Raw genomic sequence first — 22,982 nt, 5'->3', positions numbered from 1 at the left:
GGCCTTTTGGATTTTCACACTATTGAGACACTAAAGCGGAGGTTTAAGGCCTCTTTTAAAGTCGCTTTCATGACGCCGTCAGCGGTTAAATACGTGAATATTTTGAAGCGCAGTCCAGAGTTTGACCGCGGGTTCTATTTGCGTACAAACAGTAATATCAATCGTTTTTACCATCGGTTCCCTGAACGGCATTATGTGCTTTATGGCGAGAGTTTGGGGTTGCGTCCCAACCCAGATTTCGCTCCCAGAGATTACCTGCGTTTGAATAAAGATATTGGCCCTGAACATAGACAGGCCCTGCGGCATTATCTGGAGCGCGGCAAAAACGAAGGACGTGCGACTGCTGTGCGCCCGGGTGCGTCCTCGCGAGATGGGAAGAAAATTGCAGTTGTCAGACCCTTGATCGAGGGCCAAAAGGCCAAGTTTGCCATCGTCATCCACGTGTTTTATCATGACTTGTGGTCAGACTTTAAGGCGCGTCTGTTGGATCTAGATATCGAATTTGACCTGTTTGTGACAGCGACCTTTGATCCGAGTGAAACGGATGAAATGTTCGCCGATATTCGCGCGACTTTCCCGTCTGCGCGTTGTTTTGAGTTGCATAACCACGGTCGCGATATCTTCCCTTTTGTCTATCTCGCGAATTCGAGTGTTCTGGACGGTTATTCCGCGATTTGTAAGTTTCATACCAAGAAATCCCCGCATCGAACCGATGGCGAAAAATGGCGAGATCACTTGATTTCGGGTCTTCTAGATGGGCAAAACACGTCCCTTATCACCGATGCATTCTTGGCAGATGAGACCGCAGGCTTCCTTGTTGCAGACGGTCAACATTTTACCGAAACGCGCTGGTGGGGGTCTAATTTCGAGCGGACAAAAGCGATGTTGGCGCGGGTCGAAGTTCCTATCACAGAGAAGGGGATTTCATTCCCAGCGGGGTCCATTTATTGGTTGAAGCCCGAAATATTGTCTATGATAAAAGGGATGCGCCTGACAGAGGACGATTTCGAATATGAGTTGGGCCAGGTCGACGGAACACTCGCCCATGCGTTTGAACGCGGTGTCGGGTTCTTGGCTACAAATGGGGGGCAAACCACGCGTCAAACCTCCGAAATCATGGCGAGACCTGTTGCTGACCCATTGCCATTGCCTGAATTTACCTCCTGTTTTTATCTGCCGCAGTTCCATCCAACTGAAATGAATGACAAATGGTGGGGCAAAGGGTTTACCGAATGGACGTCGACCGTCGCTGCTAAACCCCAGTACAAAACCCACCAACAACCCGTTTTACCCGCCGATTTAGGGTTCTATGATTTGCGATTGCCGTCGGTCATGGGGCAACAGGCCGAGTTGGCCAAGGATGCCGGGATCGACGCGTTTTGTGTCTATCACTACTGGTTTGATCGGACGCGTATCTTAGAAACGCCGATGAATAACCTCCTTAACGCCCCAGAAATTGACTTCCCATTCTATCTTTGTTGGGCCAACGAAAGCTGGCGGCGCAATTGGGATGGCCTCTCGGGCGAAATCCTTCTGGATCAATCCTATGGTGAAGGTTTTGAAGAGCGCTTGGTCGAGGACAGCCTCCCATATATGCGGGACGCTCGCTATCAACGGCCAAATGGTCGCGACCCAAGATTCGTGATTTATCGCCCCGAAGACATGCCGAACCCCGTTCAAAATGTGGCTCTAATGCGGCAAGCTTGGCGCGATTCTGGAATTGGTGAAGTGGAGTTGGGCGCGGTACGGTTCCATATTTCGGGCGATCAATCTGTCGCCGAAGACGTTTTTGATTTCTGGATTGAAATGCCGCCGCACGGAATGGTCGTTGAAAAAGATTTGATCGAAATTGATAGTCTTGATTCCGAATATTCAGGCTCTTTTTCAGGCCTTATCTATAGCTATGGCGGTGTGATTGAAAACAGCGCGAAGAAATCCTACGTGCGTGGCCTCCCTGCCAATACAATTGCCGGGGTTATGCCAAGCTGGGATAATACCGCACGTCGTGGGGCTGCCGCGCATATGGCATATGGGGCCAACCCGCAATCATTTGATCGTTGGTTGAAGTCGATACGCGCCCATCGCCTTGAAGGGTCCTATCGGAACGAGTTGTTTATCAACGCATGGAACGAATGGGCCGAAAACGCCATATTAGAGCCTAGTAAGCATTATGGATCTGCATATTTGGAAACGGCGAAACGCAATATCAAACCGCGTAGCCTCGGCTAAAAACACCTGCCCATATCAGATTGCTTTATGGCGTCTGAGGGAGATTTTGCGACCGGTCGCTGAGCGATAAAGAAACTCGATTAGCACAGAGGCCACGATCATCGCGCCTACAATTACGAGGTGGCTACGTGTTGCTGGGTTTTCAGCGACTTTCCAGCATAGCGCACCCAAGGCTCCCGCAGTGGTGAAGGCCGCAAGGCCAGATATCCACGCCCGAGCGCCCGTTTCTTTGGCCAAACGGACACTCGCGACATTCACGAAGAAAAACAGGAGCAAAAAACCGGCGCTGCCCGCTGTTGCAATGGCTTGCAGGGGAATGAAATTGGCAACGATTAGTGCCAGAGCCGCGCAAATGATGGCCCCCTCGGAATGTTCGTTTCTGATTGTTCGTTCGATTTCCTTAGGCAACTGCCCCGTTTTGGCAATGACATAGGCTAAGCGACCTGTACTAAAAAACGTTGCATTGATCGCCGAGCTTGTGGCCATTAAGGCGGCCACGACGATAGCAATATATCCGGTCTTGCCCAGAACCTCTCGGCCCGCAGCGGAAAGAGCCGTGTCCCTATTGGCGCCGACCTGCTCAAGGCTCATATGTCCCAAAACAACGCTCACAATCAGGACATAGAGGGCAATGACAATGAGCACTCCGCCAATGTAGGCAATCGGTAAGGAGCGGCGCGGGTCGGCCACATCTTTGGAAGCATTGGCGATCAGCTCAAACCCCTCAAAATTCAGAAAAATCAGCATACTGCCTGCAATGAGAGCGACGGGCGTCACGGCGCCGACGGGGTCCAATCGTGTCCAGTCCATCGGTGTGAGGAAACCCGCAATGATGAAACCGACCAACAGGACCATTTTGATGATATTGAACACGTTTTCGGATTTGATGACGAGTTTAGCTGCCAGAACGTTCAAGCCGACAAGGCCGATTATGACGCCGCTGGTTAATAAATGTATCAGGAAATTTTGCGACTCATGAGGAAAAAGATCCGCGCCATAACTTCCGAAGGCATAGGCGTAAATCGCCAGCAAAACCACGTAGCTCAGCAGGAGGAGGATATTGGCGGCCCCTGTGAATAAACCCGTACCAAAACCGCGACAGAGGAAATCAACAGTGCCGCCCTCGCCCGGATAGGCCAGCGTCAATTTCAGATAGGAATAGCTGGTCAGCAAGGCCACAATCCCAGCAATGACAAAGGCAAGTGGTGCGGCCTGTTTGGTCAACTCAATCGTCAACCCCGTTACAGCAAAGATTCCGCCGCCGACCATTCCGCCGAGGCCAATCGACAAGGTCGACAGTGTTCCAAGTTTTTTAGAGTTCGGATTTACTGTCTCAAAAGGGGTCTTAGGCATTGGGTGATGTGTCCATTAATCATGCGGGCTCAACTTGATCCTGCAATGTATTCAAATAGGTAGCAAGTCTGAAACACTTGATTGGAGAGGTCGCTTCCGTGCACAAGTATTAAGAAATGCGGCAGTGTTTCAATAGGGGCGCAACAAAGGGAAGTTCTCCCGAAAGACCCCCCCTATGTCACACGGCCTATTGTCCGCTCAATGAGGTCGTTGACCAATTTTGGTGTCTCGATTGAAGAAGAATGGCCTGCGCCCTTTAGGACGAATAGTTCCGACCCCTTAATCGCCGCATGAAGGCGTTCAGATTTTTCAAGGTCAGTGGCTACATCCTCCTCTCCAACCCCGATCCCGACGGGCAATTTAACATTGTTCAGAAGTTCGGCACAGCCATCGCGCTCAATCACACCCGACACTGCCCGCGATATACCAATGCGATGATTGCCTGCAATCGCATCCGCCCACCGTTTCTTTTCCTTCACCCGAGCCGCGTCGTTCAGGAATGTCTGCCCGAACATGATCGGCAAAACGCGCCCCGTTACGGCCCACAAACCGATCCAGCGGGCAACAAAATTGAGCATACGGTATTTCGGTCCGTTCTCGATCGGTTCAGGGTCCGCGGAGGTATCGAGCAGGGTGAGCGTTTTCAACAATTCCGGATGTTTTGCGGCCAATCGCATGCCAACAAATCCACCCATACTCAAACCAACAAAGTGACAAGGCGCGACCCCAAGATGCTCAATGAGGGCCGCAGCATCTTGGGTGAGTGTGTCGATATCGTATCCCCCTTTGGTCACACCACTCTGCCCCTGACCACGGTGATCGAAAGTAATACAGCGATATTGTTCCTGGAAATGGGCGATTTGTTCCTCAAACATGGCGCCACTAAATAAAAGGCCGTGTGAAAACACGATTACTTCGCCAGCCTCGCCGGTGTCGGTAAAATGAATATGGGCACCGTTTAGATCAACGTGAGGCATTTTGCTCCCTCCCTAGGATTGACGCTTTGTAGCACATTGGACCGTGTCAGAGGCCATTGAATTGTCGCTAGGCCTGCGAGGAAGAATAACCTCACTATATCGTTTTTTCAGGAATGAATCACCTTTGCGGAAGCATCGCCCTAAAAGCGGGGATACTGTGGACGTTCGATGCGGCTAAAATCGATCGGCACATCCCACGCCCTCTAGCACCGTCCCTGTAGAGTACCTGTGTTACCAAATCTTCGGTCCATTGTCCGGCGGGACCGTTTTTGTCCTGCCGCGCTACAAAGCGAGTCATGCTTTGTCCCAGAATGCCAAATTCCGTGATTTGTTTGCCACGGGCGAGGTCGCTAGTAAGCGTTGCCCGTGAGGCAGAGGCGATCCATCAAGGTGTCAATTCTGTTTCCACGAACCCAAATCGACGGCTTTGTGAGTTATAAACTTCACCAAGGAATTCGCGGTGAACACCGCCGCCTAATCCGCGTACGCGTTCTCCCAACAACTAGGGGAAGGATGGTATGACAATTTCAGGAACCAGACAGTGGGGGGTATAGGGATGCATGAAATGCCCCATCCAAGCTGGTAGACGTTTGCCAGCATTGCTAAAGTGCAGTGCTGCGCGCCTTAATCCAACTGAACACAAGAATTTTGTACGAGCGGTAAGGGACAAAACGACCGGTCGGGTAGCCGACGTGTTCATGAAGCTGATCGCCGTAAGGTGCATTCAGTTCCAAAAGACTGACTAAATACGATCATTCAGGCACTGCGTTTGTGTTCGTCTTGTGTACCGATTGATGTTGCAGAGATACCTCAAATTGGGATACATTCCTCTAGAGAGTTTTCGTACGCCTCAGAAGACCAAACGCCGCTGTCTTTATAAAAAGACGCGGCGTTTTCATTTTCAGCTAATGAACAGAAAAAGTGCAAATTTTCGAAACACATTATGATGTTTCTCTGCGCGTTGATGGGATTTCAAGCGATTGTCTTGGCTTGATTTTGTTGGTGACCCCGGGTGGGTTCGAACCACCAACCTGCCCCTTAGGAGGGGGCTGCTCTATCCAATTGAGCCACGAGGCCACTTGTTTTGAATTTGTATAGATCGGTCACGCCAATTAACAGGCGATTTTACGACTATTTTTCAAGTTGCTTTCTAAGCTCGTTGAGTTGTGCGTCAAAAGACTCTGGGGCGTCTTGTAGGGTTTTGAGGATGTCGTTTATTTGAGCTTGTGTGGCAGTTGAGAGATCACTGTTTTTGAGGTCTGCGACGGCTTTTTCAAAATCGAAACTGTCGTCCGAAATAGTTCCAGACTCCCTCCATTTAGCGAGTTCAATTTCAAGCTTAACTTTGGCGTCGTCCGAGAGTTGTTCGACATAGCGCGCCATGCCTTCAGCCTTGTCGGACGCGCCTTTTGCGATAGAGGTTCCAACGTCTCCGACTACATCTTTTGCTGCATCGCCAGCATCCTCAAGCGCACTTTTTAAACGTTGCTCTGATGTTGGTTCTGGTTTGTTCAACAGAAAATATCCGGCAACTACAATTGCGGCCCCGAGAACCGCGCCTAAAACAACTTTGATCATTTCAAACTCCCAAAAATATAATTTCTATTTGTCGCTGGCATCGGCAGTAATCTGGTGAACATGGATGTCGCGTTGAGGGAACGGAATGGAAATACCCTCGGCCTCAAATGTGGTCTTGGCGCGGGCAAGCATATCCCAATAGACGGTCCAATAATCTTCGGTTTTGACCCATGAGCGGCAGAAAATATTGACCGAACTGTCGGCCAATTCGCCAACGAACACATCTGCGGCCGGATCTTTGAGCACCAATTTATTGTCCTCAAGCAATTTTTTGAGAATCCCGATCGCATGGTCGGCACTGTCGGAGTAGGCAATTCCAAACACCATATCAACGCGTCGCGTATCGGAGGCATTGACGTTGGTAATAACATCGCCCCAGATTTTGGAGTTCGGAATGACGATGATTTGGTTGTCAAAGGTGCGGATTTTTGTGGAAATTATCGACATTTCAACCACAACTCCAGAGGTGCCAGCGGTATGAATATAGTCGTCCGTGTCGAAAGGCTTGAGGATCATAATCATCAAGCCACTCGCTAGATTTCCGAGCGTGTCTTGAAGGGCAAAAGCGAGAATAAAGGATAGACCACCAAGGAGGGCGAACAGTGGCCCAACATTGACGCCAAAAGCCGCAAGAACAACCATGATGCCAATGGCAAAAGCTAGCCAGTAAACAACAGTAAGAATGAACGCTTTTAGGAGGTTCGAAAGATGCGGGATTTTCTCGAGCCCGCGCTGTGTCACGCGGCGAATGAATTTCGCAACAAAGGCCAGCACCCAAACGGCAACAATAAGCGTACCGATTTTGATGAGAATTCCAAGCCCGCCGTCGCGCGCGATCATCCAGTTTCCAGCAGTGCGCAATAGGGTAATGGAATCAGTAGTTTGGAGGCTGCTCTCTTTAAGGCCAATTAAATAATTCTCATGGCTCTCCAAGTCTTCAGCGGCCCCCCCTTTTCGGCCCCAAGCTTTGAGAACACTTTGGTATTTCCGCTGAAGTGCAAATTGCTCGGTCGTCATGGTGGACAATTGCGTACGAAGGGCGTCGATTTCCGTGGCGCTGGCAGTCAAAACCTTCAGATTAATGTTGGCAATTTCGTCCATTTGCGCATGGACGATGCCCTGCCACGCGTTCGCGACTTCGGCCAATTCCTCAGATGTTAAAGGCACCATCAGAATGGAGAGAACCTGTTGATCCGTTTCCGCGCTTTGAAGCTCTGTGCTGATCGAAACAGTTTCGGTAGTTTCTTGGGCTGAAATTGTCGTAGCCAACGAAAGGAAAACGGCCGTGAGACAAATCAAAAGCCGTCTGGATAGGGTCGACATAGAAAATTCCTGTCACAAAATTTGAACGGGTATAGAAGGAGAAAATAACCGAGTTTCGGGGGTTATAGCATTTGAATGACGTCTTTTTCAATCGAGAGCAAATAACCCCGTCGAGCAACGTTCTTAACCAATAAATTGCTGACCATTTGGTTGCCCAGCGAATCGCGCAGCCGTTTTATTCGTGTTGCGCCCGCGGCCTCGTCGCAATCGACCTCGTTGCGCCCCGAAATAACGGCTTCGATTTGGGCCCCTGTCATGACATCATCGTCCATCCTCGCTTCAGCCAAAACCGAGAGGGTTTCGATTGCGGCGGGGGTAAGGACAAATTCCATATTGTTGAGGTAAACCGTGTTTTCCTCTCGGCTAATCAGGAGGGAATTTACTTGAATTCCCGAGCGCTCAACCTCGCCCATGCGGCGATTCAAAAATAGGATCGTCAGCAAGAAAACGAGCGAAACGACCATCATAATTGAAGCAAAAACCAGTAAGATGAGGATCGTGACACGATAGGAATTCAGCGTATCCGAAAAGGCTGTTCCCGATTGGGCAAGGATTTCTAGAAGCTTAATTTCCGCCCCGGACGTAAGATCATTGTTGGCAATAAAGATACTTTCAACACGCGCGTTGAACGCATTGGCATCGGGGAGGTTCGACAACAAAAGTGCCGCCGCACCTGCGAGGAGTACGACGACAACGATTGTTCCAATCAGAATGACACGGTTGCCAGAATGAGAGGCTTTAGTAGCGAAGGAAGTAGGCACCCGCGCTCGCTTTCTTACCGTTCAAGGCGGCATCGTCAAAAACACTGATGACCGTGAGAAGTGTCCAGCCGTCTTTGCCGATCCGTTTTGCAATTACCGACCCCGCGGCCGATTTTTCGCAGGTATCATCCGTTAATTTCACAACCCCGTAATGGAGTCGCAAAGGGTTATCTTGCTTGGCTTTATAGTCCGCATAACAAGCGGCAGAGGCGGGTGCGGCACCAAGAAGCGCAATCGCGAAGATTATGTGTTTCATCATTTCAAAACCATGCGCCAATTGTGCGTGTTATTCAATATCACAGGTTCGGTTATCCCCTAACAATCAGGTGATATTGAGAGACTTCACCCAAATGCGCAAAATTATTTCATCGCAATTTCCGTATTGCACCTAAATAAAGGAATTTTGAAATGATCCGCAATCTTCGAACGCTTCTCTTGGTCGCTGTTTTGGCTGTTCCGTCGTTCTCGGCTCCGGCTCAAGCGAATGAGGATTTGAAAAAGTTCCTCGCGGCCATTGCTGTGATGGGCATTATTGGCGTGGTCGCCGAGCGTGAGCGTGACAACAAACCAGTTGCCGTTCCGGTGAAGCCAATTCCAGAACAAATCTACAAACCAAACCGGCGTTGGACGGATAACAATAAACGGTTGCCGCAGAATTGTTATAGGTCCTTCCGGACAACGGATGGCAATAGGTCCTACTATGTTGAAGACTGCCTGAACAAGCACTTTAGACACGCACAGAATCTTCCTAAGCAATGTGAAATTAAGCTTAAGAATAATGGTAAAGGTAAGTGGAAGGGCAAGGGGCATGGTAAGGGAAAAGGCAAGGGCCACGATAAGCACGTTAAGGTCTATAGCCCCAACTGTTTACAGCATAACGGATACTATACTCAGCGCCGCGAATACTAAGGTGTCAAACGGGTGGGGAAAATTCCCCGCCCTTTTTGCTTGCCCGCCGCCCAAGAATGGGCAATCCAAGGATATGAACAGCAAACCTCCCAAACCCGTCCCCGACTTTTCCTATGAAATGGCTGCGTTGAAGCGCGGCGCCAAGTTCATCGCAGGGGTTGATGAAGTGGGGCGCGGACCACTCGCGGGGCCCGTAACGGCGGCGGCGGTCATTCTTGATCCAAATGACATCCCAGAAGGCTTGAATGACAGTAAGCTCCTGACAACCAAGAGACGCGAAGCACTGGAAGCAGTGATCTTCGCAAAGGCGCAAGTGTCGATTGCGCATGCCTCGGTGGAGGAAATCGACGAGATCAATATTCTGCGTGCGAGTCACCTCGCTATGGTGCGTGCGATTGCGGGCCTCAATGTTGTTCCCGATCACGTTCTGATCGACGGCAATATGATTCCCCGCGACCTTACCTTGAGTTCGGAGGCAATTATCAAAGGTGATCGCAAATCAGTATCGATTTCGGCGGCCTCAATTGTCGCAAAAATATGCCGCGATCGCCTCATGGTGGATTTAGCGCAACAGCATCCGGGTTATGGCTGGGAGACAAACGCGGGATATGGATCAAAAAGCCACATGTCTGCGCTTCTAAAACTTGGGGTTACCCCACACCATAGACGTTCCTTCAAACCAGTACACAATATCTTGTATCAAGACTAAAAGTTAAGTGATTGATTCAAAAAAGAAATTGACGACGAATCCATTATGACTCATTCTTGGTCTCAATAAGTAAGCGCAAAAATGCGCAACATATGAGGCAGTAATGAAAAACAATACTAAAGCAAAAGAGGCTTTCGAGCTGCCTCTTAACCAGATACTTGACGGCGATTGCATCGATGTGATGAACAGTCTTCCTGAAAACTCTGTCGATCTTATTTTCGCAGATCCCCCTTATAATCTTCAGCTGAAAGGCGATCTTCACCGCCCCGACAACTCAAAAGTCGACGCTGTGGATGATGATTGGGATAAATTCTCCTCATTTGAAACCTATGACCGTTTCACTAAGGCATGGCTCGCAGCTGCTCGACGTATCCTCAAGCCAAATGGCGCGATCTGGGTTATCGGCAGCTACCACAATATTTTCCGCGTTGGCGCTGCCATGCAGGACGCTGGCTATTGGATTTTGAACGACGTTGTTTGGCGCAAATCCAACCCCATGCCGAATTTTCGCGGCAAACGTCTGACCAATGCACACGAGACAATGATCTGGGCGTCCAAAGAGGAATCCAGCAAATATACCTTCAACTATGAGGCGCTCAAGTCGCTCAATGAAGGTATTCAAATGCGGTCCGATTGGGTTTTGCCGATCTGTAATGGCCATGAGCGTTTGAAAAATGACGAAGGTACCAAAGCGCATCCAACGCAAAAGCCCGAAAGCTTGTTGCACCGCATTTTGGTGTCCACAACAAACCCCGGCGACGTTGTTTTGGACCCGTTCTTTGGAACAGGGACGACTGGCGCTGTAGCCAAGAAACTTGGCCGTGATTACATCGGAATCGAGCGCGAAGCCGACTATCGCAAAGTCGCCGAGAAACGCCTCAAGAATATCCGCAAGTTCGACAACGAGAGCTTGCAGGTTTCGACATCGAAGCGCGCCGAACCACGTGTTCCTTTTGGCCAATTGGTCGAGCGCGGCATGCTTCAGCCTGGCGAAGAACTCTATTCGATGAACAAGCGCCACAAGGTCAAGGTCCGTGCAGACGGCACATTGGTTGGCGTCGATGTTAAAGGCTCAATTCATCAGGTTGGGGCCGCATTGGAAGGCGCTCCTAGCTGTAATGGTTGGACATATTGGTGCTTTAAGCGCGACGGCAAACAGGTCCCGATTGACTTGTTGCGTCAGCAAATTCGCGCGGAAATGACCGAACGCCCCAACTAAACTAGATATACTAATTACCGCCTGTGTCTGTGGACTTGCTCCACAGCGCAACCTTGCCCTGTCGTGCAAGCCTCTGGCCCATGCGACAGGGTTTTTTTCGTGTTTTTTACCGTGGCATCGGATTTGTGCCATCCTTATAGGCCGACCAATCTTCGATGCCCGGATAGTAATGATTGCGCCACGCGCGAACGTGCGGATTCATCTTACGACGCCAAAGCGGCGGGATCATCGCAACGGCCGTCATAACCGGATACCCGTAGGGAAGTTGCGGCGCATCCTTCTGGCTGTAATTCTGGAGCAGGGGGAAACGGCGGGATGGTTTATAGTGGTGGTCACTGTGCCGTTGAAGGTTAATTAAGAGCCAATTACTGGCCTTGTGGGACGCATTCCAACTGTGGTGCGGCCTCACATGCTCGTACTTCCCACCGCCAATATGGGCGCGTGTCAGGCCGTAATGCTCGATATAATTGGCCAGTTCCAATTGCCAAATCGCGACGCCTGCTTGCATGAGAAACAACCCCAGCCCAACAAAACCACTTAACGAAAACGCCAGCACCAGAAAGAAAACCTGAAGTGCAGCATAGCGCCAAAACGGGTTGCGGAGATGCATGACGGACAGGTCGCGCCGCGCCAACATCGCCTTTTCGGCCCTCCATGCGGACGGCAAACATTGTCGTAGAACGCGCGGATAATATTGGTGAAATCCCTCATTGTATCGCGCAGTAACAGGGTCGCGCGGGGTGCCAACATAAATGTGGTGCACCAAAAGGTGTTCGGAGCGGAAATGACTATACAGAACCATCGCGAGAAGAATATCGGCCGACCAACGTTCTAGCCGGCTTTTTTGGTGCATGAGTTCGTGCGAATAATTGATCCCGATTGTACCCGAAACCACACCAACACCAAAGAAGAGCACGAGCGTTTCAAGAGTCCCCAAATGATCGGCGCGAGGTACATAATATATGAGGCCAAACACTACACAAAATTGAATCGGTAGCCAGATCAACGTGATGAGGCGATACCAGAACAGGTCACTATCAGGCGTCAATGGATTTGCGTTTTCCGTGGTCCGCCCAAAAATTGCGTCCAGAACTCCAAACAGGAGCCAGCCATAAAGCGGCAGTAAAATAACCCAAAATCCGCCAAACACAGCCCCCAAAATGGCCAAGGGAACCATCCCTAGCGAGAGCCAAAACGGTAGCGCAGATTGAAATTTTGAGACAGTTTCGGCAGGGATCATGTTGAGCTCCGTGAACTAAAAAGTTCTAGATGTTATGCGGTTTTGTCGCGCAGGCCTTGTGCAAGGTCAAATGCCTTGCGCATGACAGTGGGTAAATCATTGGCGCTAAAGGTGGAGGCGTCAACAAAAACGCCACGTAGTGGGGCGGCTTCGAGGGGAACCTGCGCGACCTGTACTGCCAATTTAAGGTGGAAATGGGTAAAAGTATGACCTACTTCGCCATTCAGGGGGGTCCAAAAAGTTGAAATTGGCGGATCGACATTCTCTGGGTTTTCGCTCCATTCATTTCCCGGCCAGCCAAGCATACCCCCTAACAATCCTTTATCGGGGCGCTGTTCCAAAAGCCACGCGCCATCTTCGCGCTGGGCCAAATAGACTGTGCCGAACCGAGTCGGCTTGGGTTTTTTCGGCGTTTTCTTGGGCAGTTCGGCGGCGATTCCTAATTTTTGGGCACGGCATTTTTCTGTCCATGGGCAAGGCGCGCAGGTTGGATTGCGAGGAGAACAAAGGGTCGCGCCCAAATCCATAACCGCCTGTGCGTAATCCCCCGCGCGTTTCTGGGGCGTTAGTTTTGTTGCGAAGTCCCTTAAGGCGGGTTTGGCCTCGGGAAGTGGGACGTCATGGGCAAAGATACGCGCCATAACCCGCTCAACATTTCCGTCAACAACAACTTCGGCACGATCAAAGGCAATCGATGCAATCGCCGCAGAGGTATACGGTCCAATTCCCGGAAGACTCTCAAGTTCGGCGCGGGTGGATGGAAAAATACCGTTATAATCCGCGACAACACTGCGCGAACATTTTAGCAAATTTCGGGCCCTTGCGTAATATCCAAGGCCCGCCCATGCGGCCATCACATCGGCGTCTTCTGCTGCTGCCAAATCGCGCACAGTTGGCCAAAGCGTTGTGAATTTTATGAAATAGGCCTGAACTGCGGCCACTGTGGTCTGTTGCAACATCACTTCCGAAAGCCAAATGCGATAGGGATCCGCCCGTATTCCCGCAATCGACGCCGCTGGCGCCACACGCCATGGCATTTCGCGTGCATTCAGGTCGTACCATGCCAAAAGATCGGCGGATTTCGGCAGGTCACGCATTGTTTATCCAATCGTTATCGCTATTTCACTGGCGCACGTCGCCATGGCGCATAGAATAGCAGGCAACACAGGGATGAACAGATGAAGCCGCAAACGCGCTATCAAAAACCTGGCCGCAACATGAAGGGCTTTCAGCGCACTTCGAGTTTGCTTCAGGGGCAAATCCGCAAATCGGCGGAGAAGCGTGGCTTTGCTGTGACGCGGATGTTGACGCATTGGGCCGAAATCGTGGGTGAAGAGACAGCCAAGATCGCCCGTCCTGTGGATGTAAAATATGGTCGGGGTAGTTTTGGCGCGACTTTGACGCTGCTGACGACTGGCGCGCAAGCACCGATGTTGGAGATGCAAAAGGAGCAAATCCGAACCCGCGTAAACCAAGTTTACGGCCACGCGGCGATTTCGGCGATTCGGATTACCCAAACTGCGCGGAGTGGATTTTCCGAAGGGAAGATCGATTTTGCCCATGCCCCCAAAACAACACCCACTCCCGATCCACAAAAAGCTGCCGTTGCAAAATCATTTGCAGCGCCAGTCCAAAACGCCGACCTGCGAGCTGCTCTTGAAGCTCTGGGCGCGAACGTCCTTTCCAGAAAACAAAAATAGGTGACCAAATGAACCGTCGCGAATTTACTTCCGCACTCGCCCTTTCGATCATTCCCGCGATGGGAGGCTCCTTTGCCTTTGCACAGGATGCAGAAACCGCCCCAATGACGGGCATCACAGAAATGGTCTTGGGATCACCCGAGGCGCCCATCGAAATTATTGAGTACGCCTCCTACACATGCCCGCATTGCGCGAATTTCCACACAAGCACGTTCCAGAAAATCAAAGAAAACTATATCGATACAGGCAAAGTTCGCTTTGTCTATCGGGAAGTTTATTTTGATCGGTACGGTCTTTGGGCGTCCATGGTTGCACGTTGTGGCGGCGAAGAACGGTTCTTTGCTATTACCGAAACGCTCTATAACAATCAGAAAACTTGGGCGACCGGCGAGCCAACCGAAATTGCGGAAAACTTGCGCAAAATCGGACTGGTTGATGGCTTAGACAAGGATGCACTCGACGCCTGCCTGGCAGATGGCGAGCAAGCAGAGGCCCTTGTTGCTTGGTTCCAGGAAAACGCGACTCGCGATGAGATCACGGGAACGCCTTCCTTTATGATCAACGGGAAGAAGTTTGAAAACGCAACCTATCAAGAGTTTGCAGACCACCTCGACGGGTTGCTCTAAAATATGTCCCAGCCGCCATTAACTGGCCTAAAAGTCATTGAATTGGCCCGCATTTTGGCGGGCCCTTGGTGTGGCCAGATATTGGCGGATTTGGGCGCAGAAGTCATTAAAGTCGAAAGTCCTGAGGGCGATGATACACGCCGTTGGGGCCCACCCTATATCGAACACAATGGCGAAACCTCGGCGGCGTATTTCCATGCGACGAACCGTGGGAAATCCTCAATTTGTATTGATTTCCGAACAGCCGAAGGTCAGGCACAGGTACGTGATTTGGTCCGAAGCGCGGATATTGTGATTGAGAACTTCAAGGTTGGCGGGCTCAAGAAATACGGGTTGGACTACGCCAGTCTTGCCGAAATCAATCCACGTCTGGTGTATTGTTCGATCACGGGTTTCGGTCAAACGGGCCCCTATTCTGGACGCGCGGGCTATGACTATATCATCCAAGGCATGTCGGGCCTTATGTCGGTCACAGGTGACCCTGAGCACCACCCTCAGAAAACAGGCGTGGCGATTATTGACGTTTTTACAGGGGTTTACGCCAGTACGGCCATCCTTGCGGCGATCCATGAGCGGGAGAAAACGGGGTTAGGGCAACAGGTCGATATGGCGCTTTTGGATGTTGGCACCGCAATCCTAGCCAACCAGTCGATGAACTATTTCGCGACGGGTATCTCGCCGAAGCGGCTTGGCAACGCGCACCCAAATCTTGTTCCCTATCAAACGTTTGGGTGCTCGGACGGTCACATAATCGTCGCCGTCGGAAACGATAGTCAGTTTGTCAAATTCTGCGAATTGCTTTCTGTTCAAACCCTTGCCTCTGACCCGCAATACGCCACGAACAGCGCGCGTGTGACAAATCGAGAGGCGCTTGGCGCGTTACTCGAAGTTCACACACTCAAAATGACAAAGGCCGAACTTCTTGCCGCGTGCGAAAATTTCGGTGTGCCGGCGGGGCCGATCAATACGATTGAGGACGTTTTCAACGATCCACAGGTTAAGCATCGCGGCCTTAAAATTTCGCCTGAGGGCGTCTCTGGGGTACGAACACCAATTACGTTTTCGAAAAGCCAATTGGCGCTTGATCAAGCTTCGCCCAAACTAGGAACCACCAAGATACCCTAGTCTATTCCTGCGGATTTCAGGGCTTCGACCAAAGCGGTCGCGTCCTTAATTTCCAAACGAACAGGCAAGGTCAGAACCTTTTGTCGAAAGGCGCTGGGTAAACGAACGGCGTCTTTCTCCGTTGTGATTAATTGCGCCCCTAGTGTTGCTGCATCGAACTCAAGACGACGCATTAGCGCTTCACTGAGGGGCTGATGATCGGCGAGGGCGACGGTCTTTATCAGTTCAACCTCTTGGGACTTGAGTGTTTCAAAAAACTTCTCGGGGTGACCAATTCCGGCGAAGGCCAAGCACCGAAGGCCGGAAAAATCCATCCCCATTTGCAAAACAGTCAGCTCTCCTTCTAGACGTGGCACTCCGACTGCGTGACCCCATGCTTTAGTGAATTGCTCTTGGGCGGCGGAACTTCCAACAGATATCACCATATCGGCCCTTATTAGACCCACATGAAGAGGTTCGCGCAGGGGGCCGGCCGGTATGACACGACCATTGCCGAACCCTAATGCAGCGTCCACAACGACAATCGAAAGATCCTTGGCAACGGAGGGATTCTGGAAGCCATCGTCCAAAATAAGAACATCGATATCAAGGGTTTCGGCGAAACGCGCGCCAGCGGCGCGGTCTTTAGCAACAATGCAAGGCGCGAAGGCCGCGAGCAGCATTGGTTCGTCGCCCACCTCGCTAGAGGAGTGTCCGTTCGGGTCAATGAGTACCGGCCCTTCAAACTTGCCACCATATCCGCGTGACAAGAGCGCGGGTTTTCGGCCCATGCCCTGAAGGAGTTGGATCAGAGCAATAGCGGTCGGGGTTTTACCCGTGCCACCAATATTGATGTTACCCACACAGATCACAGGCATCTTTGGGCGGTAGCCATTGGTTTTTGAGAGGCGACGCGCCGTGCCCGCCGCATAGAGTTTTCCCAGCGGCGCGAGCAATTTGTCGCGCCACGAATTCTCAAATGGGCGGTACCAAAACAGCGGTTGTTTCATCAAAAAGCTCCGATATCTTCGAGCATCGTTTCAATACGAGCAACGGCCAAATCCGTGGCGCGCGCCCCTTTGGTCGTCAAATCCCATGCGGAATGCGCCATCGCCGCGGATTGGTCTGGCGCAAGGAGCGAAAGAAGTCCATTGGTCAGTTCAGTTGTGGTGCCAACCTGTCGCGCTCCCCCCTCCGAATTCAAAGCCTCATATACTTTGCGATGCGTCCCTAGGTTCGGTCCATGCAAGATAGCAGAGCCAAGGCCAGCGGCCTCAAACGGTGACTGAATCGCGTGTCCTGCAGCAAGGCTGCATCCGAGGAAACTCACAGTTGCAAGACGATACCAAAGCCCTCGTTCGCCATCTGTGTCAGCAATGTAGATTTGGGTTTCGTCATCTGGAATCTCGCCAAGCGAACGCAGTTTCACCCGAAGTCCCTTCTGAGCAAACTCATCTGCAAGGTCAGACCCCCGTTGGCTTGAATCGGGCGACAGAATGAGCAACAAGCGATGTGCCGTTCGGCTCGCTGTCATATGCGCATTCAAAACGATGCTCTCTTCCACTTTGGGAATATTGCTCGCAAACCAAACTGGCCTGCCAACGAGGACTTTCGCGAGGTGAGTGCGATCCTCTTCATTGCAGGGCAGTGTCGTGCTCACTTCCTCTATAGGGCCAGAAATTGTGATCCGGCTCCCCTCAATTCCCAAAGCGGAAAGCGCTTTTGCGGAGGAGGCATCCACTGTGTCAATGTAATTGAAACGCCGCAACACCTCCCGCATGACCGACCGTTGGCCCGAGAACCGGTCGCGCACACCAGAAAAGCTACGTGCGTCGAGTTTTGCATCGATGAGAAACAGAGGAATTCGGCTATTGGAAGTGCAAAGAACGGTGATTGGACCGGTATCAATTCCCGCAAAAACAGCCAAATCTGGCTTCCAGTGTTTCAGGAAATTCTCGACGAAAATAGGGACTTCTGCGGGCGAAAACTGATGAAAGCAGTGACGAGGAAGCGCGTCGGTCGTAAAAGGAATTCTGTCATTGCGCGGGGTGGTCACAAGGAAATGCACCGAGGGCCAGTCCTCGCTCAATTGTCGAATGAGTTTTGTAAGAGCATGTGCCTTCGCGACGTCAGGAGCATGTAGCCAAACGAGAACCCCTCGCGGTCTTTCGACGCTGGCAATCCCCATTTCTTCGGCGGCACCGGGTGAGTTTTCGCTCTCGAGCGCGATCTGCACTTCTGCAGTACGCCGCGTTTGGGCCTTCATAAAAAGAGAGAGCGAAAACGACATTCCGGGTCGACTTTAACCCAGCTCTTCGGTCGAGGAAGCAGCTATCTCCTCATCGCGAAGACGATGAATATGCGCGATAAAGAAACGCATATGGGCGTTGTCGACCGTGCGCTGGGCTTCGGATTTCCACGCATCATAAGCGCTCGCGTAGTCGGGGAACATGCCTACGATTTTAATGTCATTCACATCTTTGAAAACGTTTTTGGTCGGGTCAACCAATTCGCCCCCGAATACTAAGTGTAGGCGTTGTGTCATGTGATCCTCATCGTGGTTTTGGGAATTGGAAACAGTCTAAGGGAGATCGGTTCAGGGGGAAAGGGACTTAGCGCGGAGCAAGTCGCGAAATTATGCCCGCGTGAATTTCTGGTGGGGCTGCAACCATTCCATGCAGCATCGGGCGCGGATTGTTAAAGAGAGCGCGTTGGCCAATTTGGTCGGTAACACATGCACCAGCGCGTTCAGCGATCAAGCTTCCAGCGGCTACATCCCACTCCCATGTATCGCGCAAAGTGAGCATAACATCAAAGCGTCCATGCGCGATCAAGCAAAGGCGATACGCTAAAGAACTCCGAAAATGGTGGTCAAACTGTGGAACGGGGCCCTGCCAAAGGTGGGCCGAAAAATTTGTTTTAGCTGCAAGTGTTGTTGCGCCATCAATTTTTGAACGTGTGCTCGCGTCAATTTTATCCCTATTTAGGGTCGCATTTCCATGCTTTGTGGCGCAATAGAGCCGATCTAGGGCGGGCAAATACACTGCGGCGGCGGTTACGACTCCGTTTTTAGCAATGGCCAGAGAATGGGAAAACGCAGGAGAGCCTTCGATAAAGGCGCGCGTGCCATCTATCGGATCAATGATGAAGACGTGTTCGCAATTTAGGCGATCCGTTGTGTCTTCAGTCTCCTCTGAGAGCCAGCCATAATTGGGTCGCGCATGCGTCAATTCTGACTTGAGCATTCTATCGATCGCCAAGTCGGCCTCGGTTACAGGGCCCGCACCGCCGGATTTTTCCCAAACTTCAGGTGTTTTTTTCCAGTATTTTTTTGCAATCTCTCCGCTCGCGTATGCGGCGTCGATAAGGAGATCAATGTCAGCCACCAGCTAGGGTCATCCCGTCGAGCAACAACGACGGAACCACACGCGATAAATGCGTACGAGCGTCATTTGCGGGTGTGAATGTGCGCAGCATGTCCTTGAGGTTTCCCGCAATGGTACATTCATTCACGGCGTATTGAAGTTCGCCGTTTTCAACCCAGAACCCAGACGCGCCACGGGAATAATCCCCTGTGTTAGCGTTGATCGAACTGCCGATCATAGAGGTGACAAGGAGCCCTGTGCCCATTTCGGCTAGCAACTCATCTCGGGTCATATTCCCTTGCGTTAGGGTCACATTTCCAGAACTTGGCGAAGGCGGTGAAGAGGTTCCGCGTGATGCGTTTGCGGTGCTTTCCATGCCCAACGCGCGTGCGTTTGCAAGGTCGAGCGTCCAGCCCGTCAATATGCCGTCCTCAACGATTGCGCGGCGTTGTGTGAGCAGCCCCTCGCCATCAAAGGGCCGACTTCCTGACGTACGCGCGCGGTGTGGGTCTTCAATGAGGGAGATACCTTTTGGCAAAACCTGTTCGCCCAAGCTGTCGCGCAAAAAGCTTCCACCGCGGACGATGGCACTCCCGTTGATCGCACCCAAAAGATGTCCAATGAGGGTGGCAGACACACGCTCGTCGAACAAAACGGGGAAGAATCCTGTCTTTGGTTGGCGCGCGCCGATGCGTTCTACGGCGCGTTGTCCTGCGATTTTTCCGATGTGCTCGGGGCTGTAAAGATCGGAGAAATAGGTGCGACTATCTCCGTAATAGTCTCGCTCCATGTCCGAACCAGAACCAGTAATTGCGACCGTGGACACAGAGTAGCCGCTGCGTGCATAGCCGCCCGAAAACCCATTGCTTGTGGCTAGGTGAACACGGCGATTTCCATAGCCAGCCGATGTCGCTTGAACTTGGCTGACGCCTTCGACGTTTTGTGCGGCGGCCTCTGCACGTTGCGCTAACTCTTGGAGTTCCTCGGGGCTGGGTGGCGCGGCGGGATCGTTCATATCGAGCGCGTCGACATTCCAATCCGTTGCCAATTGATCCAGTGAGGCGAGGCCGATATGGGCGTCCTCGGGGGCTTCTTTGGCCATTGCGACGGCGCGCTCGGCCATTTGGGTAATCGTATAATCGCGGGTATCGCTGGCCGATACACACGCTTGTCGCTGTCCGATCAGTACACGCAAACCGATGTCTACGCCTTCGGAACGCTCAGCATGTTCAAGCTTCCCTTTAAGAACGTCGATTGTGGCGGACGACCCGTCAACTGCAATTGCATCCGCACCATCCGCGCCCGCGATTTTGGCGGCTTTGAGCAAGGCGTCGGTGAATTTGGCAAGATCATCGGTGGGGGAAGCTGTTGATTTGCTCATTTGGGGCTCGCTTTTGTGGGTCTATGCGCAATGAGGTAGCCCTGTGTGCGCTCAGGTGCAAGGGTGGGCCACGAAAAAGGCCGCCAAGTTTCCCTAGCGGCCTTTGAATGTCTCGATCTAGAAACGCCTATTTGATGCGTTGACCGTTGGCCAAGATCGATCCGTCGGCATTGACTTCGATCTTGGAAACAAGCTCGTCCTCGCCCTCGCCTGCATTGGCAAAAAGACCCGTCATCATCCGCGCGCCCATGGCTTGCTCTTCTGGAATGAGGCCCATGGCAACCAATTTGTCGAGGAGGGCATTGCCGCCCACAAGTTTCAAATTAAGCGCACCCGTTGGCGCAGGAAGGCCGTCGAATGTTTCGAGGTCGTCATTGTTGAAGGTAAAGGCTCCATCGCCGGTAAACTCGGCACCCGCCAAGGTTAGTTGGAGCGCATCAATGTTGAAGCTGTGCAATTCACCCGGGAACTCATCGCCTGACATCTCTTCGGCTTCTTCAAAATCAAACAAGTCGAAATCAAGATTAAGTTTGCCAGAAAGATCAACAATCAACGTTGCCGGATCGTGCGGTAATGTGCCCGCGGGATCGATCATACTCCAAAGTGCTTCATCAACGGACAACCCAATAAGCTTCATAGTTAGACCCACATCATCGGGTGTATCCGACTTAGAAACAGGCATGGTGAATACATTATTGGTTTCTTCAACACTAAAGGAAATCGGAAGGGGCATTTGAGCTGGAACGATAGTTACCTGAGTACCTTTGGAACTCGTTTCTACGCCAAGGCCTCCTTGGGAAAGGGCGTATTTTGCCGAACCTTCCGCGGTTGAACCTTTAAGGTCAAAGCCTTCGCTCTCGTCCGTAACAACAATATCGAACGTTGCACCACTGTGGCCAAACGAAATGTTCCCGCCGAATCCAGCGGCAAATGCGGCTGCAAGGTCTTCGTAGTTGATTTCTTCTGGAATCGCGTAATCAAACGCTTCTGTAAAGCCTTTCAGATTGACCATCGCAGTAACCATCTGCGCGCCACCTTCGGGGTCTTTAATATCAACCTCAATGTCCGTTTCGGCAACATCAAATGTGCCAACCATTTTGAAGAGGGAGCCCTTTGTGAAGGCATAGGAACCTGCCAATTCGCTGAAGGTCACCAGCGCTTTTGGGGAAAACGCAACATCACCTTGCTTGATGTCCTTGAGGGCAAGAGCATAGGTTGTGGCCGAGAAATCATAGTTGGTCGTTGTGTCGTCGCCACTTGCGATGATGCTCATGTCCTGGGATGTCAAAAGAAGCGTGACGACCACGTCATCAACTTCCGCCATAATCGGAAGCTCGTCAGGAATGTGGATGGAAACAGTCCCGTCGGAAAGTTGCTCAAATCCGAACGACAGGCCAGTCACAACAACAGACTCGTCATCTTCGACGGGCACGGTCAAGACAATGTCAGCAATGTTCAATGTTTCGCCGTCTTGGCTCTCGCTGCCGACGTCCATTGAATAGCCGAGATTTTCGTAGGTGGTTTTGAGGTCGTTCCAAACTTGCTCAGAGGTCACATCTGCAAACACAGCACTGCTCAACAGGGCCGATGTCGCCGTCGCAACGCTAATTATTTTCAAATATGTCATTGTGATTCCTTCGATTCAAAAATTGCTTGGGAATACATTGTACTGAAGCGCCCAAATTCGCAAGCGGCACGGGGCCTTTCTTTGAAAATTGCATTGGTTTAAGTTGTAGAAAATTTGCGAGGAGAGAACATGAGTGTTGCTGGAAAAACAGTTGTAATTACGGGGGCAAGTCGCGGGATTGGTGCGGCGGCGGCGCGGGCTTTTGCTCAGGCGGGTGCAAATGTTGTGCTCCTTGCCAGAAGCGGGAATGCGATCGCCGAAATCGCACAAGAGATTGGCGAGAAAGCCTTGGCGATCCAATGCGACGTGAGCCAGTTTTTAGAAGTTTCCGCGGCGATTGCGTCCGCTCAGGCGAAATTTGGGGCCGTGGATGTTTTGATCAACAACGCGGGAGTCGTCGACCCTATTGGCTCCCTTTTCGAGTCTAACCCTCAAGAATGGGCGCGCTCTATCGATATAAATGTCAAAGGGGCCTATCATTGTATCCGTGCAGTGATGCCGCACATGCTTGCTGCCAAGGCGGGTACGATTTTGAACGTGGGTTCGGGGGCGGCGCATGGTCCGATGGAAGGGTGGAGCGCCTATTGCACGGGCAAAGCGGCGACCTTCATGTTGACGCGCGCAACCCATTTGGAAGGCCACGAAACGGGTTTGCGGGTCATGGGCCTTTCCCCCGGAACGGTCGCGACAGATATGCAGGTCAAAATTAAAGCCAGCGGCATTAATCCGGTCAGTAAGTTAAACGTCTCGGATCACGTCCCTGCCGAATGGCCTGCCAAGGCGCTCGTTTGGATGTGTTCCCCCGCATCAGACCCACATTTGGGGCAGGAACTTTCCCTTAGAGAGGCGGGACTTCGCGCCACTCTCGGTCTGGAATAGCG

22 protein-coding genes and 1 tRNA gene are annotated in these 22,982 nt (G+C 51.6%); 8 read left to right on the top strand and 15 right to left on the bottom strand.

Going from position 1 to position 22,982, the window contains the following annotated elements; genetic code table 11:
- The first annotated feature begins 69 nt into the window (after positions 1-69).
- Positions 70-2,229: a glycoside hydrolase family 99-like domain-containing protein gene (locus AB9F29_RS08780; RefSeq protein ID WP_369755358.1), complete on the top strand. Its 2,160-nt coding sequence runs from the start codon at positions 70-72 to the stop codon at positions 2,227-2,229.
- A gap of 15 nt (positions 2,230-2,244) precedes the next feature.
- On the opposite strand, the gene AB9F29_RS08775 is transcribed toward AB9F29_RS08780, so the two are convergent.
- From AB9F29_RS08775 to AB9F29_RS08745, 7 genes are all read right to left on the bottom strand, one after another.
- On the bottom strand, positions 2,245-3,582 hold the full coding sequence (locus AB9F29_RS08775; RefSeq protein ID WP_369755357.1) for an APC family permease: 1,338 nt from the start codon (positions 3,580-3,582) through the stop codon (positions 2,245-2,247).
- Between the two features lie 173 nt (positions 3,583-3,755).
- Positions 3,756-4,559, bottom strand: coding sequence for an alpha/beta fold hydrolase (locus tag AB9F29_RS08770; protein ID WP_369755356.1), 804 nt, complete (start codon positions 4,557-4,559; stop codon positions 3,756-3,758).
- Between the two features lie 1,000 nt (positions 4,560-5,559).
- Positions 5,560-5,636: transfer RNA gene (locus tag AB9F29_RS08765), tRNA-Arg, on the bottom strand.
- 54 nt (positions 5,637-5,690) lie between these two features.
- Positions 5,691-6,137 carry a hypothetical protein gene (locus tag AB9F29_RS08760; protein ID WP_369755355.1) on the bottom strand — a complete coding sequence of 149 codons (447 nt, stop codon included), beginning with the start codon at positions 6,135-6,137 and terminating at the stop codon, positions 5,691-5,693.
- Positions 6,138-6,161: 24 nt separating this feature from the next.
- A complete protein-coding gene (locus tag AB9F29_RS08755) occupies positions 6,162-7,460 on the bottom strand; it encodes a mechanosensitive ion channel family protein (RefSeq protein WP_369755354.1) in 1,299 nt (432 codons plus the stop codon).
- Positions 7,461-7,522: 62 nt separating this feature from the next.
- The gene (locus AB9F29_RS08750; protein ID WP_039003342.1) at positions 7,523-8,221 is read right to left on the bottom strand and encodes a response regulator transcription factor; all 699 of its coding nucleotides are present in this window, start codon (positions 8,219-8,221) and stop codon (positions 7,523-7,525) included.
- Positions 8,199-8,477, bottom strand: coding sequence for a hypothetical protein (locus AB9F29_RS08745; RefSeq protein WP_369755440.1), 279 nt, complete (start codon positions 8,475-8,477; stop codon positions 8,199-8,201). The genes AB9F29_RS08750 and AB9F29_RS08745 overlap by 23 nt, the downstream gene beginning before the upstream one ends.
- A gap of 152 nt (positions 8,478-8,629) precedes the next feature.
- Here AB9F29_RS08745 and AB9F29_RS08740 point away from each other — a divergent pair, with 152 nt between their 5' ends.
- The 3 genes from AB9F29_RS08740 to AB9F29_RS08730 all read left to right on the top strand — a co-directional run bounded on the left by AB9F29_RS08740 (position 8,630) and on the right by AB9F29_RS08730 (position 11,058).
- Positions 8,630-9,130, top strand: a complete 501-nt coding sequence (locus AB9F29_RS08740; RefSeq protein WP_369755353.1) for a hypothetical protein — start codon at positions 8,630-8,632, stop codon at positions 9,128-9,130.
- Between the two features lie 73 nt (positions 9,131-9,203).
- Positions 9,204-9,839 (top strand): ribonuclease HII, encoded by a 636-nt coding sequence (locus tag AB9F29_RS08735; RefSeq protein ID WP_369755352.1) that lies wholly within the window; start codon positions 9,204-9,206, stop codon positions 9,837-9,839.
- Between the two features lie 103 nt (positions 9,840-9,942).
- Positions 9,943-11,058, top strand: a complete 1,116-nt coding sequence (locus AB9F29_RS08730; protein ID WP_039003344.1) for a site-specific DNA-methyltransferase — start codon at positions 9,943-9,945, stop codon at positions 11,056-11,058.
- A gap of 106 nt (positions 11,059-11,164) precedes the next feature.
- Here the strand turns inward: AB9F29_RS08730 and AB9F29_RS08725 are convergent, their stop codons facing one another.
- Both AB9F29_RS08725 and AB9F29_RS08720 read right to left on the bottom strand, forming a co-directional pair.
- Positions 11,165-12,298 (bottom strand): alkane 1-monooxygenase, encoded by a 1,134-nt coding sequence (locus AB9F29_RS08725; RefSeq protein WP_369755351.1) that lies wholly within the window; start codon positions 12,296-12,298, stop codon positions 11,165-11,167.
- Positions 12,299-12,330: 32 nt separating this feature from the next.
- Positions 12,331-13,395, bottom strand: coding sequence for an A/G-specific adenine glycosylase (locus AB9F29_RS08720; protein ID WP_369755350.1), 1,065 nt, complete (start codon positions 13,393-13,395; stop codon positions 12,331-12,333).
- Between the two features lie 81 nt (positions 13,396-13,476).
- On the opposite strand from AB9F29_RS08720, the gene AB9F29_RS08715 reads away from it, so the two are divergent.
- From AB9F29_RS08715 to AB9F29_RS08705, 3 genes are read left to right on the top strand one after another with little or no spacing between them, the layout of a single operon-like run.
- A complete protein-coding gene (locus AB9F29_RS08715) occupies positions 13,477-13,998 on the top strand; it encodes a DUF721 domain-containing protein (protein WP_369755349.1) in 522 nt (173 codons plus the stop codon).
- An 8-nt stretch (positions 13,999-14,006) separates the two neighbouring features.
- On the top strand, positions 14,007-14,624 hold the full coding sequence (locus AB9F29_RS08710) for a DsbA family protein (RefSeq protein WP_335583982.1): 618 nt from the start codon (positions 14,007-14,009) through the stop codon (positions 14,622-14,624).
- A 3-nt stretch (positions 14,625-14,627) separates the two neighbouring features.
- On the top strand, positions 14,628-15,749 hold the full coding sequence (locus AB9F29_RS08705) for a CaiB/BaiF CoA transferase family protein (protein WP_369755348.1): 1,122 nt from the start codon (positions 14,628-14,630) through the stop codon (positions 15,747-15,749).
- Here AB9F29_RS08705 and lpxK read toward each other — a convergent pair.
- The 6 genes from lpxK to AB9F29_RS08675 all read right to left on the bottom strand — a co-directional run bounded on the left by lpxK (position 15,746) and on the right by AB9F29_RS08675 (position 22,101).
- Positions 15,746-16,738 carry a tetraacyldisaccharide 4'-kinase gene (gene lpxK / locus AB9F29_RS08700; protein ID WP_369755347.1) on the bottom strand — a complete coding sequence of 331 codons (993 nt, stop codon included), beginning with the start codon at positions 16,736-16,738 and terminating at the stop codon, positions 15,746-15,748. The two genes, AB9F29_RS08705 and lpxK, sit on opposite strands and share 4 nt — an antisense overlap.
- Positions 16,738-18,018 (bottom strand): 3-deoxy-D-manno-octulosonic acid transferase, encoded by a 1,281-nt coding sequence (locus AB9F29_RS08695; protein ID WP_369755346.1) that lies wholly within the window; start codon positions 18,016-18,018, stop codon positions 16,738-16,740. Before AB9F29_RS08695 ends, lpxK begins: the two co-directional genes overlap by 1 nt.
- Positions 18,019-18,030: 12 nt before the next feature.
- Positions 18,031-18,273: a DUF4170 domain-containing protein gene (locus tag AB9F29_RS08690; protein WP_039003351.1), complete on the bottom strand. Its 243-nt coding sequence runs from the start codon at positions 18,271-18,273 to the stop codon at positions 18,031-18,033.
- Positions 18,274-18,340: 67 nt separating this feature from the next.
- On the bottom strand, positions 18,341-19,114 hold the full coding sequence (locus AB9F29_RS08685; RefSeq protein WP_369755345.1) for an inositol monophosphatase: 774 nt from the start codon (positions 19,112-19,114) through the stop codon (positions 18,341-18,343).
- Complete coding sequence (locus AB9F29_RS08680) at positions 19,107-20,474, bottom strand: TldD/PmbA family protein (RefSeq protein ID WP_369755344.1); 1,368 nt, start codon at positions 20,472-20,474, stop codon at positions 19,107-19,109. The genes AB9F29_RS08685 and AB9F29_RS08680 overlap by 8 nt, the downstream gene beginning before the upstream one ends.
- A 127-nt stretch (positions 20,475-20,601) precedes the next feature.
- Positions 20,602-22,101, bottom strand: coding sequence for a DUF2125 domain-containing protein (locus tag AB9F29_RS08675; protein WP_369755343.1), 1,500 nt, complete (start codon positions 22,099-22,101; stop codon positions 20,602-20,604).
- A gap of 129 nt (positions 22,102-22,230) precedes the next feature.
- Here AB9F29_RS08675 and AB9F29_RS08670 point away from each other — a divergent pair, with 129 nt between their 5' ends.
- A complete protein-coding gene (locus tag AB9F29_RS08670) occupies positions 22,231-22,980 on the top strand; it encodes an SDR family oxidoreductase (RefSeq protein WP_369755342.1) in 750 nt (249 codons plus the stop codon).
- The last annotated feature ends 2 nt before the right edge of the window (positions 22,981-22,982 follow it).

This window comes from Falsihalocynthiibacter sp. S25ZX9, assembly GCF_041205405.1.
Classification (GTDB): domain Bacteria; phylum Pseudomonadota; class Alphaproteobacteria; order Rhodobacterales; family Rhodobacteraceae; genus Falsihalocynthiibacter; species Falsihalocynthiibacter arcticus.
Note: the sequence above shows the minus strand (reverse complement) of the source record. Positions and strands in the feature narration are given on the sequence as shown.

What these genes read in the sequence shown, in the direction of transcription:
- AB9F29_RS08780 (WP_369755358.1), top strand. Translation starts at nt 70, where the DNA reads ATGACGCCGTCAGCGGTTAAATACGTGAATATTTTGAAGCGCAGTCCA.
- AB9F29_RS08770 (WP_369755356.1), bottom strand. Translation starts at nt 4,559, where the DNA reads ATGCCTCACGTTGATCTAAACGGTGCCCATATTCATTTTACCGACACC.
- AB9F29_RS08725 (WP_369755351.1), bottom strand. Translation starts at nt 12,298, where the DNA reads ATGATCCCTGCCGAAACTGTCTCAAAATTTCAATCTGCGCTACCGTTT.
- AB9F29_RS08760 (WP_369755355.1), bottom strand. Translation starts at nt 6,137, where the DNA reads ATGATCAAAGTTGTTTTAGGCGCGGTTCTCGGGGCCGCAATTGTAGTT.
- lpxK (WP_369755347.1), bottom strand. Translation starts at nt 16,738, where the DNA reads ATGAAACAACCGCTGTTTTGGTACCGCCCATTTGAGAATTCGTGGCGC.
- AB9F29_RS08720 (WP_369755350.1), bottom strand. Translation starts at nt 13,395, where the DNA reads ATGCGTGACCTGCCGAAATCCGCCGATCTTTTGGCATGGTACGACCTG.
- AB9F29_RS08680 (WP_369755344.1), bottom strand. Translation starts at nt 20,474, where the DNA reads ATGAGCAAATCAACAGCTTCCCCCACCGATGATCTTGCCAAATTCACC.
- AB9F29_RS08710 (WP_335583982.1), top strand. Translation starts at nt 14,007, where the DNA reads ATGAACCGTCGCGAATTTACTTCCGCACTCGCCCTTTCGATCATTCCC.
- AB9F29_RS08690 (WP_039003351.1), bottom strand. Translation starts at nt 18,273, where the DNA reads ATGACACAACGCCTACACTTAGTATTCGGGGGCGAATTGGTTGACCCG.
- AB9F29_RS08675 (WP_369755343.1), bottom strand. Translation starts at nt 22,101, where the DNA reads ATGACATATTTGAAAATAATTAGCGTTGCGACGGCGACATCGGCCCTG.
- AB9F29_RS08705 (WP_369755348.1), top strand. Translation starts at nt 14,628, where the DNA reads ATGTCCCAGCCGCCATTAACTGGCCTAAAAGTCATTGAATTGGCCCGC.
- AB9F29_RS08715 (WP_369755349.1), top strand. Translation starts at nt 13,477, where the DNA reads ATGAAGCCGCAAACGCGCTATCAAAAACCTGGCCGCAACATGAAGGGC.
- AB9F29_RS08775 (WP_369755357.1), bottom strand. Translation starts at nt 3,582, where the DNA reads ATGCCTAAGACCCCTTTTGAGACAGTAAATCCGAACTCTAAAAAACTT.
- AB9F29_RS08695 (WP_369755346.1), bottom strand. Translation starts at nt 18,018, where the DNA reads ATGTCGTTTTCGCTCTCTCTTTTTATGAAGGCCCAAACGCGGCGTACT.
- AB9F29_RS08740 (WP_369755353.1), top strand. Translation starts at nt 8,630, where the DNA reads ATGATCCGCAATCTTCGAACGCTTCTCTTGGTCGCTGTTTTGGCTGTT.
- AB9F29_RS08670 (WP_369755342.1), top strand. Translation starts at nt 22,231, where the DNA reads ATGAGTGTTGCTGGAAAAACAGTTGTAATTACGGGGGCAAGTCGCGGG.
- AB9F29_RS08730 (WP_039003344.1), top strand. Translation starts at nt 9,943, where the DNA reads ATGAAAAACAATACTAAAGCAAAAGAGGCTTTCGAGCTGCCTCTTAAC.
- AB9F29_RS08735 (WP_369755352.1), top strand. Translation starts at nt 9,204, where the DNA reads ATGAACAGCAAACCTCCCAAACCCGTCCCCGACTTTTCCTATGAAATG.
- AB9F29_RS08755 (WP_369755354.1), bottom strand. Translation starts at nt 7,460, where the DNA reads ATGTCGACCCTATCCAGACGGCTTTTGATTTGTCTCACGGCCGTTTTC.
- AB9F29_RS08745 (WP_369755440.1), bottom strand. Translation starts at nt 8,477, where the DNA reads ATGAAACACATAATCTTCGCGATTGCGCTTCTTGGTGCCGCACCCGCC.